This is a genomic window from Streptomyces sp. NPDC002125 (assembly GCF_053593715.1).
This window is the reverse complement of the sequence record NZ_JBSFDD010000042.1, coordinates 22,853-34,872: the sequence shown is the minus strand read 5'-3', so window position 1 is coordinate 34,872 and position 12,020 is coordinate 22,853. Positions and strand designations below refer to the sequence as shown.

Sequence of the window (12,020 nt, the reverse complement as noted above, 5' to 3'; positions counted from 1 at the left end):
GAAACGGCCCTGCCCACCGGGCTCAGAGCCCCGCGAGCAGTTCGCCGTCGACGACCGTGACCGCGCTGCCGGTCAGCAGGGTGCGCTCGCCCCGCAGCGAGGTGCGGACGAGGCCCGAGCGGGCCGAGGCCTGGAGGCCCGTGAGGTCGTCGCGGCCGAACCTGGCCGACCAGAAGGGCGCCAGAGCGGTGTGGGCGCTGCCCGTCACCGGGTCCTCGTCGATGCCGACCCGGGGGAAGAAGCCCCGCGAGACGAAGTCGTAGCCGCTCGTGGGGTCCTCGGCCGCCGCCGTGGCGATGACGCCCCGCCGGGAACAGGCGACGAGCGCGCGGAAGTCCGGCCGCAGAGCGCGTACGGTCGCTTCGTCGGCCAGCTCCACCAGGAGGTCGCCGACCTGCTCGCCCGTGTCATGGACGGAGAGGGGCGACGCGCCGAGCGCCTCGGCCAGTCCGGCCGGGGCGGACACCGGTGTCAGCGGCGCCGTGGGGAAGTCCAGCGTCAGCGTGCCGTCCTCGTGCGCCGTGGAGCGCAGGACGCCGGACAGGCTCGCGAAGCGCACCGTGCCGCTCGCGGCTCCCGTGGTGTGCAGGACGTGAGCGGTGGCGAGTGTCGCGTGCCCGCACAGATCGACCTCGGTCGTGGGGGTGAACCAGCGCAGCGCCCAGTCGGCGTCGCCGCCCGGCGGCAGTGGGTGGGCGAAGGCGGTCTCGGAGAGATTGACCTCGGATGCGATGAGCTGGAGGCGGCCGGCCTCGGGGAAGGTCCCGGAGTCCAGGATCACGACTCCGGCGGGATTGCCGGCGAAAGGGCGGTCGGTGAACGCGTCGACGATGCGGATCTTCATGGAGCAGACGGTAGGCGGACGGAAACGCGCGGTCCAAGGCCAATCGCGGATGCGCGGCTTCTGCCGTCGGTGGGTCAGCCCACGCCACGGGGGTGCCCCCTTTGTACTGTCCCGCAGTCGGCCACCGACCCCGGTGGCGCGCTCCGTGGTCCCCCGATCCGTCACCGACGGCTCCTAGGGTGGTGGAGGCCGGAGCGGGCAGCCGCTCGCACGAGCCGATGCACCCCCGGTCCGCGACTCGATGGGAGATTTCGATGGGCTCGTTCGATGTGCTGCTGGACGATGAACGCATCCAGCTCGACGCGTTCGTGAAGGACGGCCGGAGCGCCATCGAAGCAACCCTCGACGGCCTGGACAAAGAGCAGGTCCGTCGCCGGCTCGTGCCCTCGGCGACCACGTTGCTCGGGCTGCTCAAGCACGTCACGTGGATGCAGCGGGTGTGGTTCGAGGAATGCGTCGGCGGCACTCCCCGCCGGGAGCTCGGCCTGGTCCAGAGCCCGGACGAGTCCTTCGGGCTCACCGACGACGACACCGTCGTCTCCGTCAGGGCGGCCCATCAGGAGGCCTGTGCGACGGCCTCGGCGATCGTCGCGGGCCTGGCGCTGGACACCCCCGTGACCGGCCACCGAACCGGACCGCGCACGCTGCGCTGGGTGTATCTGCAAGTCCTGCGCGAGCTGGCCCAGCACTGCGGGCACGCCGACATCCTGCGCGAGCAACTGCTTGCCGCCGACCGGGTTCCGGGGCCGGACGCGACGGCGTAGACCCATGGGACCACTGTCCAGTGGATCATGACGGCCCGCCCGCCGGACGGTCCGACGGTCGGGGACCATGGTCGTGAACCAGCCGGCGGAGACATGGGGGTAGGGGAATCTTGGTCGCGTTCCACGCGTCCGCGCTGGACGGAGTCGCCCGCAATCCGTCGCTGCCGACACCGCTGCTGCTGCGCCTGCTCGCCTTCGACGGGGGCGGTGCAGGACCGCCTCGCCATGCCCTTCAGCGGGCCGGACTTCCCGAGTCGGCCGTCGTGGTGATCCTGGCCCACCCGAATCCGGGCGCCCGGATCGGCTTCGCCATGAGCGCCAGGGCGGAGCCCGCACCGCGGGCCCGGCTCGCGGACGATCATTCTCCCGGGGTGCGGGCCGCTCTCGCGTACGGACCCGAGGTGTACGACCCGCGTACAAAGGTCGCACCGCTCTCGCACGCCGTGTGTGTCCGCCTGCTCGACGACCCCGCCCCTTCTGTCCGGACGGCCCTGCTGGACTCGCCCCATCTGGCACCGTCGTTCGTGATGTCGATGGCCACGCATCACAGCTCGGCGGCGCGCCGGAAAGCGGTGCGTGCGTGGGAGGCTCTGCCGCCCGGCGACCGGTCGGCACTCCTGGCCGACCCTGATCCCGGCGTGCGTCGGGCCGGCGCACTCCGGGAGTGCCGACGGGACGCACACGTCACCGCCGAACTCCTCCGCGATCCGAAGTCCGCCGCCGAGGCGCTGCGCTGCGGGCTCCTCGTCCGCGCCGACGCCGAGCGGTGCGTCGCCGAGCGGACGCACCTGCCGGCCCTCGCCGGGAACCCGTCGCTGCCCGCCGACCTCGTGGAGCGGCTCGCTGCCGACCCCGACGAGGCCGTACGGCTCGCCATCTCACTCAGGCCGGAGCTGGACGAGACACGGCGTATGGAGATCGACTTCACGGTCGGGGACTTCGACCGGGGGGACGGCGTGCAATGGGTACGAGACGGGCTGACCGACCCCGAGGTGCTGCGACGAGCCGCGGTCTCCGCCCATCCGCTGCTCCAGCGTGCAGCCGCCCGCAGCCCTCACCTGCCGTCCGATCTGCTGCGCCTCCTCGCGCGCGTCGAGGACCCGGTGGTGGAGAACCACCTGGGCATTCACCACCCCGACACCCCGGAGGAGGTTCTGATGCGCGTGTTCGCGAGGCTCGGCGGGACGTTCTCCGCCTGGATGGCGGAGACGCACCCCCGCTTTCCCCGCGAGGGCCTCGCCGCCCGATACGCGGACCACCCGGACGGGAACTACCGCCGACTGGCCGTTCGGGATCCGGCCGCCACGCCCGCGCTGATCGAACGGCTCAGCCATGACCCCACGGTCTGGACGCGTCAGGCCGCCGCTGGTGATCCGCGACTCCCGCTCCGCCGGCTCCGCGAGGCCCTCGACGTACCCCAACTGGCCTCCGGCGCGGGCGCCAACCCGGCGCTCCCTGAGGACGAGATGGCCGCCGTCCTGGACCGGGCCGGGGTTCCCGCCTGAGCGCCGAGCAGAGCCGATCTCCGATGCCCTGGTCCACGCCGAGCGGCGGTGCCGGCTACAACCGGTCTTGCTGTTCGGCCTGTTCGGCCTGTTCGGCCTGCTCCGCGGGGAAGAGGATGGGGCTGAGGAGGTAGCGGGTGCGCTCCCGCGAGGGCCCGTTGGCGAGGAGGGGCGCGATGGCGGCTTGCATCGCTCCGATCAGTGTGACGAGCTCGTCCTTGCTGAGCCAGACCGCGTGCTGGCGATAGCCGACGAGGTCGTCCACGGGATCGCTGCCTTCGCGCCCCAGATAGGCGCCGAACTCCGCGACCAGGGAGGCCATGGCGGCAGCGAATGCCCGCTCGTGGTGCTGTGGGCTGAGCGCGCGCATGGTTTCCGCGTCGATGCCCGGGTGTTCCTGCCGTAGCCGATAGCTGCGTTCGACGGCACCCCGCACCCGCCGTTCTTCGGCGACGTCGAGGATGCCGCCCGCGGCGAGAAGGTCGACGTGCCGGTAGACGGTGGCCTTGGAGGCGTCCGGGATGAGAGTGCACAACTGGCCGGTGGTCAGGGCCCGCCCGCCGCGCAGGGCGTGGACCACGCGGAGGCGGACAGGGTGCGCCAGGAGTTCCAAGGTGTCCATGACCTAACTTTCTCATGCGTGCTACCTTTCTCAAACACAAGAAAGGTGGAGGGATGCAGACTGCTGAGCAGACTGCCGTGCTGGTGGTCGAGTGGGCGCGCGATGGCCGTTTCGGGGAGATCGTCGCGCTGTTCAGCCCCCCGTTGCGTGCTGCGGTGACCGTCGAGGCGCTCCAGGCCGCCTGGCTCGCCGAGACCGCGAGAACCGGTCCGGTCACGGACCTCGGCGAGTCGTCGAGCGAGCCCCTGCGGCCGGACCTGACCAGTGTCAGCGTGCCCGCGGTCTGCGAGCGGGGGCAGTTCACCGTTGTCATGTCCATCGACTCCGAGGGCCTGCTGAACGGGCTGCGTCTCGCGCCCCCTGCCGGCGAACCATGGGCGCCGCCCCGCTACTCGGATCCGGACTCCTTCGAGGAGCACGAGGTCATGGTCGGGACGGGTCCTCTCGCGGTGGCCGGCACGGTCACCGTTCCGCACGGCGAGGGCCCGTGGCCCGGAGTTGTGCTTCTCAGCGGCGGAGGTCCCTTCGACCGGGATGCGACCAGCGGACCCAACAAGCCCCTCAAGGACCTCGCCTGGGGGCTGGCCGGCCGCGGCGTGGCGGTGCTGCGCCACGACAAGGTGACCTTCACGCACGCGGCGCAGGTGGCCGCCGCGGACGACTTCACGATGACGCACGAGTACGTCCCCTACGCCGTCGCCGCCGTGCGCCGGCTCCAGGAGGAGCCGTGCGTCGAATCCAGCCGGGTGTTCGTCGCCGGGCACAGCATGGGCGGCAAGGTTGCCCCGCGGGTCGCCGAGGCCGAGCCGTCCGTCGCGGGTGTCGTGATCCTGGCAGGTGACGCCGAGCCCATGCACCGGGCGGCTGTCCGGGTCGTAGGTCACCTTGCCGCCCTCGACCCCGGTCCGGGCTCCGAGGCGTTCCTTGCGGAGATCACCAGGCAGGCCGCGACCGTCGAGACCACCCTGTCACCCCGTACACCCCGGGAGGACCTGCCGTTCGGCCTTTCTGCCTCGTACTGGCTGGACCTGCGCTCCTACGACCCCGTCGCCACCGCCGCCCGGTTGGACAAGCCGCTGCTGATCCTCCAGGGCGGCCGGGACTACCAGGTCACCGTCGAGCACGACCTGTCCCTCTGGAGGGAGGGGCTGACCGGGCATCCGAACGTCACCATCCGGATCCACGAAGCCGATGACCACCTCTTCTTCCCGGGGTCGGGGCCGTCGACGCCCGCCGGGTACATGGCGCCGCAGCAGCACGTCGACGCTGCGGTCGTCGCGGACATCGCCGCATGGCTGGACTCCCAGCCCGAGCGCCGACCCCGCCGGCGGGCCGAAACGCCCCGGGCGGGCCGGCTCGCCGGAGACTGACGCGCCGCAGGTTGATCGTTCGGTGTACTGGTACGCGCGGACCTGTTGGGGCACCTCTCGTCGGCGCGTGGGCTGGCGCCCTGGCCCCGGCCCGCAACGGGTCATAGGAAACGCCACCCCGCACGGTCTCTTCGGGCCCCGCCCTAAAGGCGCGGCAGGTCACAGCGCCGGACGTGATCCCAGCCTTGCCGTCGGAAGGCATGCCGCCAACGCAGGGCGATGCACTTGTGAGTCTTGAGTCCGTCCTCGAACGTCCAGGCCGGTCAGCTCAGCAGGGCGGCTGTGAACGTCTGACGGTGGTCCACCAGCCATGACTGCATGCGATCCCAGCGTTCCCACCCACCGCGTTCGGCCAATGCCTGGAGATAGACGGGGTCTCCGTCGGCCACACGGCGGGCGACGAAGGCCCGGCACACCTCCGTGGCCTGCTCGATGACGCCGGGCAACTCGGCGCGGTCCCCTGCCGAGAGGTCGTAGCCGTCGGCAAGAATCCGCAGCCGTGCGGCCGCGTCCAGCCCGTGGGGATGGAGAGCAGCCGCAGACTCCGGATCAAGCATGGGCACCCAATAGCGGGCGGTCATGGCGATGTCCCAGAGGGCGCGGCCCGGAGCAGCCAAGTCGAAATCGATCAGAGCCGCGGCACGGCCGTCGCGGAAGACGACGTTCTCCGGGCACACATCGTTGTGGCACAGCATCGTTCCCCCCTCCGGGTCGGCGAGGTCCGGGGGCCACTCGGCGCGGGTGTCGACCGTGACGGCCGCGTTGGTCTCATGCAGACGCCGCAGCAGGTTTCCCACTGATTCGAGGGCGGAACGTGTCATCGCCCAGTCCGGGAACGGCGGCAGAGCCACGTCGCCCGGGATGAAAGTCAGCTGCTCACGGCCCTTGGCGGTGAGACCGACAGGGGTCGGCGCCGCGTCGAAGCCGTGCTCCTTCAGCGCACGGAAGTAGGCATGGAGGGCCCGCGCGTTGAGCGGTGCTGGTCGCTCCACCAACTCCCCTCGGCGGAAGACTGCCCCCGCGTTCGCCATGCCCCCGACCAGCGCCTCGTCTTCAGCTGTCATGGCGATCACGCTATCGCCGGAGCGACCCCGTGCGGGCCGGGCCGCACACGACGGGGATCGGCGCCGAAGAGACCAGCCCGTGTGAAACGGCAGAGCGCGGGCCACGTGAGCAGTCCGTGCCGGGCCTTGTCTTGCGATAGTTTCCGATATATCGTTGAGACATCGCGACAGATCAATGACAAGTGTCGCGTCACCCCAAGGACGAAAGGAGCGCAGTCATGCGTTCACATGGACACGATCACGGGTGCGGCCCTGGGCGCCGAGGCGCCGGCAGGGGAGACTTCGACGGCGGCCGGGCCGCGTTCGGGCCGTTCGGCCCGCCCTTCGGTGGCGGACCCTTCGGCGGCGGCGGAGGCCGCGGCCGGGGAGGCGGCAGGGGAAGGGCCAGGCGCGGTGACGTACGTGCCTCCATCCTCGCGCTGCTCAAGGACCGCTCGATGCACGGTTACGAGATGATCCAGGAGATCGGCGAGCGCAGCGGAGGGGCCTGGCGGCCCAGTCCCGGCTCGGTGTATCCCACGCTCCAGCTGCTGGAGGACGAGGGCCTGATCGTCAGCGTCAGTGAGGGCGGCAAGAAGCTGTTCACGCTCACCGACACGGGGCGTACGGAGGCCGAGTCCGGCCCCGAGGCGCCGTGGGAGGAAGCCGGCCGCGGTGTCGACTGGGAGGGGATGAACGAGATCCGGCAGGCCGGGTTCGGCCTGATGGAGGCGTTCGGCCAGGTCTGGAAGACCGGCTCGGCCGACCAGCGGCAGAAGGCCCTCACGGTCATCAACGATGCCCGCAAGAAGCTGTATCTGATCCTCGCCGACGAGCACTGAGCCGTGCGGCTCGCCGAGTGCTGGTGAAGGGCCCCGGTCGACCTCGACCCGGGGCCCTTCGTGCTTCTCCGTGTGCGCGTCGCAGGGTGCGCCACCGAGTTCCCCTTGGGGGGAGATCTCATCCGGAAGGATGAGGAGGCGTTCTGCTGTGCCCGCCTTCCGCGGGATGCCGGATGCGCCGTACCGGGGATGTTTTCGCTCCCCGGGGCTGATGGGGTGGAGTAGTGCAATTCCGGACGTCAGGAATCCCCGAACAGGCCCCACCGAACCCGCCGTGGGCCGGTGTCGGGCTGAGTGACGCGATGACGGCGGTGGCGGGCGGCGCGCGGCGGCGGGCCCTGCGCGACGGTGACCGTCATGTCGACACCGCCCATCTGCTGCATTCCCTCGTCGAGTCGGACCCCCAGGTCCGGGAGGTCTTCGACGGCGGGCCGCAGCTCGCCCCGGTGCTCGGCTATCTCGTGCAGCGCAGCATCGGATACGGCCTCCGCTGGCAGGGCACCCAGGAGGATTCGGGCGAGTTCCCCGCCGTACGTGAACCCGGTGGCGAGGGGTGGTCACCCTCGGCCACGGCGGCGCTGGAGCGCGCGGTCCGAGGAGCGGTCCTGCGTGGACGGGTCCATGCCGGTGGCCTCGATCTGCTCCTGGCGCTGGTGACCGATCCCCGGTCCCGGGCGGTGGAGGTGCTGGAGCGCGCGGGTGTGGTGACCGAGCGGCTGGCCGCCCGTGCGGCGGACCGGCTCGCGGCGAACAGCCCGCTGCAGTGATCACGAACACGTCGTAGACAGGTGTGACGGGGGTGACGCTGCTGACGCCTGCTGCCATGATGTGCCGATGCACGTGTCTCAGGGGAGAAGTGCCGGACTGGGCCTGGCCCTGGTCTCGGCCTTCGCGTTCGGTGGTTCAGGGGTCGCGGCCAAGCCGCTGATCGAGGCGGGGCTCGACCCCCTCCACGTGGTGTGGCTGCGCGTGGCGGGTGCCGCACTCGTCATGCTGCCGGTCGCCTGGAAGCACCGGAATCTCGTCCGGGAACGGCCCGTCCTGCTGGCCGGCTTCGGGCTGTTCGCCGTGGCCGGCGTCCAGGCCTTCTACTTCGCCTCCATCTCGCGCATCCCGGTGGGTGTCGCCCTGCTCATCGAATACCTCGCGCCCGCGCTCGTCCTCCTCTGGGTCCGCTTCGTGCAGCGGCGGCCCGTCACCCGCGCCGCCGCCGCAGGCGTGGTGCTGGCGGTCGGCGGACTCGCCTGTGTCGTCGAGGTGTGGGCCGGGCTGAGCTTCGACGTGGTCGGGCTGCTGCTCGCCCTGGGTGCCGCCTGCTGCCAGGTCGGCTACTTCGTCCTGTCGGACCAGGGCGCCGGACACGGGGACAGGCCGGACGCCGAACCGCCGCACCCCGTCGGCGTGATCGCGTACGGACTGCTGGTGGGTGCCGCCGTGCTCACCGTCGTCGCGAGGCCGTGGGGTATGGACTGGGCGGTGCTCGGCGGACACGCGGACATGGACGGGAACAGCGTCCCCGCGTGGCTGCTGCTCGGCTGGATCGTGCTGCTCGCGACCGTGCTCGCCTATGCCACCGGGGTGGTCTCCGTGAGGCTGCTCTCGCCGCAGGTCGCGGGGGTCGTCGCCTGTCTGGAGGCGGTCATCGCGACCGTGCTCGCCTGGGTGCTGCTGGGCGAGCACCTCTCCGCGCCGCAGCTCGTGGGCGGTGGCGTGGTGCTGATCGGTGCCTTCATCGCGCAGTCCTCCGCGCCCAAGCCGCCGTCGGGACCCGTGGCATCGGGTCCGGGTGTGCTCGCGGCAGAGGTGCCGGAAGCCCACGCGCCGGCCGCCGGCGAGCTCTCCTCGCGTCCGCCCTCGCCGTAGGAGCGAGGGCCCGCCGGGCCGTTCGGCGCGCGGCGGACCACGGGCGGCCGGGGATCAGAGGGTGCCGAGGTAGTCCGGCACCGGCACCGCGGGGTCCAGGTCATCGGACGGCACCGGCGTTCCGTAACTCCGTGCGAGGGGAACCACGCCCGCCCAGTACGGCAGCGCGAGGTCCGCGGCGTCGTCGTTCGGGCCGCCCGTGCGGATCTTGGCGGAGACCTCGTCGAGGTCCAGGCGGATCACCGCGGTCGCCGCCAGTTCCTTCGCGTCGGCGGGCCGTGAGTCCTGCGACCTGCCCGGCACCACCTGGTCGACGATGGCGTCGAGGGCGATGCGCCGCTCCTCGGGGTCCGTCACCGTACGGGCGGTGCCGTGGACCACCACGGAGCGGTAGTTCATCGAGTGGTGGAAGGCGGAGCGGGCCAGCACGAGGCCGTCGACATGGGTCACCGTGAGGCAGACGGCGAGCCCGGGATCGCCCGCGGCCGTCGCGCGCAGGGGGCGCGATCCGGTGGAGCCGTGTACGTACAGCCGCTCGCCGACCCGGCCGAAGAGGGTCGGCAGGACGACGGGTGCGCCGTCGCGGACGAAGCCGAGGTGGCACAGGTAGGCCTCGTCGAGTATCGAGTGCACCGTCTCCTTGTCGTACGACGCGCGCTCCCTGGAGCGGGTCGGGACCGTGCGCTCCGTCGGTGTGTAGGCGGCTGTCCCCGGGAGGCCGGTGCTGTCGGGGATGGCGGTGTCCGGCATTGCGTACTCCATTGCACTAGTGCATAATCGTGTTTGTGCTAGGAGAGTATCGGATCAGCGGGCGGCGCGCATCGGACATTGCCGCGAGTGTGGAGCGCGGGGTCGCGTCGGGAGACCTCCCGCCCGGTCATGTGCTGCCGCCCATGCGGGAGTTGGCGACGCTCCTCGGCGTCAATCCGAATACGGTGGCCGCCGCCTACCGCACGCTCAGGGAGCGTGGAGTGATCGAGACGGCGGGCCGGCGGGGGAGCAGGGTGCGCCCGCGCCCCGCCAGTACGTCGCGCGGCTCCCTCAGGGTCGAGGCGCCGCCGGGCGTGCGGGACCTGGGTGACGGCAACCCCGACCTCGCCCTGCTGCCCGGCCTCGCCGATGCGCTGGCCGAGGCGGCCCGGGCGTACGCCCAGGGGCCGCGGCGTTACGGCGAGGCGGCGGTGGTTCCCCGGCTCGCGGAGCTCGCACGGGCCGGGCTGGACGCCGACGGCGTGCCCGCGGGGCCGGTGGCGGCCGCTTCCGGGTCCCTCGACGCGATCGAGCGCGTGCTCGCGGCGCACCTCAAGCCCGGTGACGCGGTGGCGATCGAGGACCCGGGGTGGGGTGCCCTGCTGGACCTCGTTCCGGCGCTAGGCATGCGCGCCGTCCCGGTGGCGCTGGACGAGGAGGGCCCGCTGCCCGGGGAGGTGGCGCGAGCCCTGGACGCGGGGGCCAGGGCGCTGGTCGTCACCGACCGCGCGCAGAATCCGACCGGCGCGTCGGTGGGGAGGCGGAGGGCGGAGGAGCTCCGCGCGGTCCTCGCCCGGCACCCCGGAGTGCTTCTGATCGAGGACGACCACGGCCATGCCATCGTCGACCTCCCGGTGCACCCCCTCGCCGGGGGCGCGGAGCACTGGGCCTTCGTGCGCTCCGTCTCCAAGGCGTACGGCCCCGATCTGCGCCTCGCCGTCCTCACCGGGGACGCGCTGACCGTGGACCGGGTGACGGGACGCCAGCGTCTCGGGCCCGGCTGGGTCAGCGGCCTGCTCCAGCGCACCGTGGCACATCTGTGGGCCTCGGGCGCCGTCGACACGGCACTGGTCGCCCGGTCGTACGGCGAGCGGAGGGACGCCCTCGTGCGCGCGCTGGGGGAGCGGGGCGTCGAGGCGTACGGGCGGAGCGGGATGAACGTGTGGGTGCCCGTGAGCGACGAGACCGGGGCGGTGGCCAGGATGCTGCACTCGGGCTGGGCGGTGGCCCCGGGAGCGCGGTTCCGGATCGCCTCGCCGCCGGGGGTGCGGCTGACCGTGTCGTCGCTCACCGCCGCGGACATCGAGCCGCTCGCGGACGCGGTGGCGGAGGCGGCGCGGCCCGCCAGACCGGTCAGTTACGGCTGAGCGGCCGGCCGCCGGTGACGCGGCGCGACCCTCCGGCCGCGCCCCGCGCCCGGCTCTGGGTGAGTGCGGCGCCCGCGAGGACCACCAGTGCGCCCACCGGGGTGTTCCAGTTCAACTCTTCTCCGAGGAGGGTCACTCCGGCGGCCGTGGCGATGACCGGGATGAAGTAGGTGACCATCTGCGCCGTCGTGGGTCCTACTTCCTCGACCAGGCCGTACTGGAGCAGGACCGCGAGCCCGGTTCCGAGCGCCCCGAGCGCGACCACGGCAAGCGTGGGGAGCAGCGGGAAGTGCTCCGGAACCGACGTGAACACCGGCAGGACCAGGGCCAGTTGCACCATACCGAGAAAGAGCTGACTGCCCGTCAGAGCCAAGGTGGAGGAACCGGAGCCCGCCAGCGTGCGGCGGACGTAGATCCAGCCGACGGGATAGCTGAGCGAGGCGAGCAGGGCCATCGCGGTGCCGGTGACGTCCAGCCCCGAGAATCCCTGCCAGGCGCCGAGCACCGTCAGTACGCCGATGAATCCCAGGCCCAGCCCCGCGACGCGGCGGCGGGTCGGCCGGTCCTCGGAGAGCGCCACCAGGGACAGCGCCATGCCCCACAGCGGCGAGGTCGCGTTGCAGATCCCGGCGAGCGTGGACGGGATGGTGAGCTCGGCGTACGCGAAGAGCGAGAACGGCAGGGCGTTGAGGAAGAACGCGGCGACGAAGAGGTGACCCCAGGTGCGGCCCGAGCGCGGCAGCCGCTCGCGGCGCACCGCCATCGCGGCGGCGAGGACCGCCGTCCCGAACAGCAGCCGGCCGAAGGTCACCTGGAACGGGGCGTAACCGTCGGTGCCCACCTTGATCAGCAGGAAGCTGAACCCCCAGATGAGCGACAGGGCCGCGAAGCGGAGCCGCCAGTCCAGGGCAGCTCGCGGCGCGCGGGGTGCGCGCGGGGAGGCGGCCGGGGGCCGCAGGGTTCTCGGTGCTGAGGGAGCGCTCATGGGACAACCATGACGAGAGCAATCGCGTAGGACAAGTGAGACTTCATGGAGGTCTTCGCGTAGCA

The 12,020-nt window shown here is 72.0% G+C and carries 12 protein-coding genes; 7 read left to right on the top strand and 5 right to left on the bottom strand.

The window, feature by feature from the left end; all coding sequences use genetic code 11:
* Positions 1-22: 22 nt before the first annotated feature.
* The gene (locus ACWCQM_RS38945) at positions 23-844 is read right to left on the bottom strand and encodes a PhzF family phenazine biosynthesis protein (RefSeq protein WP_450919812.1); all 822 of its coding nucleotides are present in this window, start codon (positions 842-844) and stop codon (positions 23-25) included.
* A gap of 254 nt (positions 845-1,098) precedes the next feature.
* Here ACWCQM_RS38945 and ACWCQM_RS38940 point away from each other — a divergent pair, with 254 nt between their 5' ends.
* Together ACWCQM_RS38940 and ACWCQM_RS38935 are read left to right on the top strand one after the other, a co-directional pair.
* Positions 1,099-1,608, top strand: a complete 510-nt coding sequence (locus ACWCQM_RS38940) for a DinB family protein (protein WP_450919811.1) — start codon at positions 1,099-1,101, stop codon at positions 1,606-1,608.
* A gap of 110 nt (positions 1,609-1,718) precedes the next feature.
* On the top strand, positions 1,719-3,113 hold the full coding sequence (locus ACWCQM_RS38935) for a Mucin-2 (RefSeq protein ID WP_450919810.1): 1,395 nt from the start codon (positions 1,719-1,721) through the stop codon (positions 3,111-3,113).
* A gap of 55 nt (positions 3,114-3,168) precedes the next feature.
* Here the strand turns inward: ACWCQM_RS38935 and ACWCQM_RS38930 are convergent, their stop codons facing one another.
* The gene (locus ACWCQM_RS38930; RefSeq protein WP_450919809.1) at positions 3,169-3,735 is read right to left on the bottom strand and encodes a helix-turn-helix domain-containing protein; all 567 of its coding nucleotides are present in this window, start codon (positions 3,733-3,735) and stop codon (positions 3,169-3,171) included.
* A gap of 53 nt (positions 3,736-3,788) precedes the next feature.
* On the opposite strand from ACWCQM_RS38930, the gene ACWCQM_RS38925 reads away from it, so the two are divergent.
* Positions 3,789-5,105: a hypothetical protein gene (locus ACWCQM_RS38925; RefSeq protein ID WP_450919808.1), complete on the top strand. Its 1,317-nt coding sequence runs from the start codon at positions 3,789-3,791 to the stop codon at positions 5,103-5,105.
* Between the two features lie 263 nt (positions 5,106-5,368).
* Here the strand turns inward: ACWCQM_RS38925 and ACWCQM_RS38920 are convergent, their stop codons facing one another.
* Positions 5,369-6,169, bottom strand: a complete 801-nt coding sequence (locus ACWCQM_RS38920) for a phosphotransferase (protein WP_450919807.1) — start codon at positions 6,167-6,169, stop codon at positions 5,369-5,371.
* A 218-nt stretch (positions 6,170-6,387) separates the two neighbouring features.
* Between ACWCQM_RS38920 and ACWCQM_RS38915 the strand changes: the two genes are divergently transcribed.
* The 3 genes from ACWCQM_RS38915 to ACWCQM_RS38905 all read left to right on the top strand — a co-directional run bounded on the left by ACWCQM_RS38915 (position 6,388) and on the right by ACWCQM_RS38905 (position 8,853).
* Positions 6,388-6,990: a PadR family transcriptional regulator gene (locus ACWCQM_RS38915; protein WP_450919806.1), complete on the top strand. Its 603-nt coding sequence runs from the start codon at positions 6,388-6,390 to the stop codon at positions 6,988-6,990.
* 224 nt (positions 6,991-7,214) lie between these two features.
* Positions 7,215-7,757: a Clp protease N-terminal domain-containing protein gene (locus ACWCQM_RS38910; RefSeq protein ID WP_450919805.1), complete on the top strand. Its 543-nt coding sequence runs from the start codon at positions 7,215-7,217 to the stop codon at positions 7,755-7,757.
* 67 nt (positions 7,758-7,824) lie between these two features.
* Positions 7,825-8,853: an EamA family transporter gene (locus ACWCQM_RS38905; protein WP_450919804.1), complete on the top strand. Its 1,029-nt coding sequence runs from the start codon at positions 7,825-7,827 to the stop codon at positions 8,851-8,853.
* A 54-nt stretch (positions 8,854-8,907) separates the two neighbouring features.
* On the opposite strand, the gene ACWCQM_RS38900 is transcribed toward ACWCQM_RS38905, so the two are convergent.
* Positions 8,908-9,603 carry a pyridoxamine 5'-phosphate oxidase family protein gene (locus ACWCQM_RS38900; RefSeq protein WP_450919803.1) on the bottom strand — a complete coding sequence of 232 codons (696 nt, stop codon included), beginning with the start codon at positions 9,601-9,603 and terminating at the stop codon, positions 8,908-8,910.
* 35 nt (positions 9,604-9,638) lie between these two features.
* Here ACWCQM_RS38900 and ACWCQM_RS38895 point away from each other — a divergent pair, with 35 nt between their 5' ends.
* Entirely contained in the window at positions 9,639-10,970 is a 1,332-nt protein-coding gene (locus ACWCQM_RS38895; protein ID WP_450919802.1) for an aminotransferase class I/II-fold pyridoxal phosphate-dependent enzyme, read from the top strand.
* Here the strand turns inward: ACWCQM_RS38895 and ACWCQM_RS38890 are convergent.
* Positions 10,957-11,955 carry a DMT family transporter gene (locus tag ACWCQM_RS38890; protein WP_450919801.1) on the bottom strand — a complete coding sequence of 333 codons (999 nt, stop codon included), beginning with the start codon at positions 11,953-11,955 and terminating at the stop codon, positions 10,957-10,959. The genes ACWCQM_RS38895 and ACWCQM_RS38890 overlap by 14 nt on opposite strands.
* Positions 11,956-12,020 lie beyond the last annotated feature (65 nt).

Excerpts from the sequence above, each read along its gene's own strand:
- ACWCQM_RS38930 (WP_450919809.1), bottom strand. The coding sequence starts at position 3,735 with ATGGACACCTTGGAACTCCTGGCGCACCCTGTCCGCCTCCGCGTGGTC.
- ACWCQM_RS38940 (WP_450919811.1), top strand. The coding sequence starts at position 1,099 with ATGGGCTCGTTCGATGTGCTGCTGGACGATGAACGCATCCAGCTCGAC.
- ACWCQM_RS38945 (WP_450919812.1), bottom strand. The coding sequence starts at position 844 with ATGAAGATCCGCATCGTCGACGCGTTCACCGACCGCCCTTTCGCCGGC.
- ACWCQM_RS38915 (WP_450919806.1), top strand. The coding sequence starts at position 6,388 with ATGCGTTCACATGGACACGATCACGGGTGCGGCCCTGGGCGCCGAGGC.
- ACWCQM_RS38920 (WP_450919807.1), bottom strand. The coding sequence starts at position 6,169 with ATGACAGCTGAAGACGAGGCGCTGGTCGGGGGCATGGCGAACGCGGGG.
- ACWCQM_RS38925 (WP_450919808.1), top strand. The coding sequence starts at position 3,789 with ATGCAGACTGCTGAGCAGACTGCCGTGCTGGTGGTCGAGTGGGCGCGC.
- ACWCQM_RS38890 (WP_450919801.1), bottom strand. The coding sequence starts at position 11,955 with ATGAGCGCTCCCTCAGCACCGAGAACCCTGCGGCCCCCGGCCGCCTCC.
- ACWCQM_RS38900 (WP_450919803.1), bottom strand. The coding sequence starts at position 9,603 with ATGCCGGACACCGCCATCCCCGACAGCACCGGCCTCCCGGGGACAGCC.
- ACWCQM_RS38905 (WP_450919804.1), top strand. The coding sequence starts at position 7,825 with ATGCACGTGTCTCAGGGGAGAAGTGCCGGACTGGGCCTGGCCCTGGTC.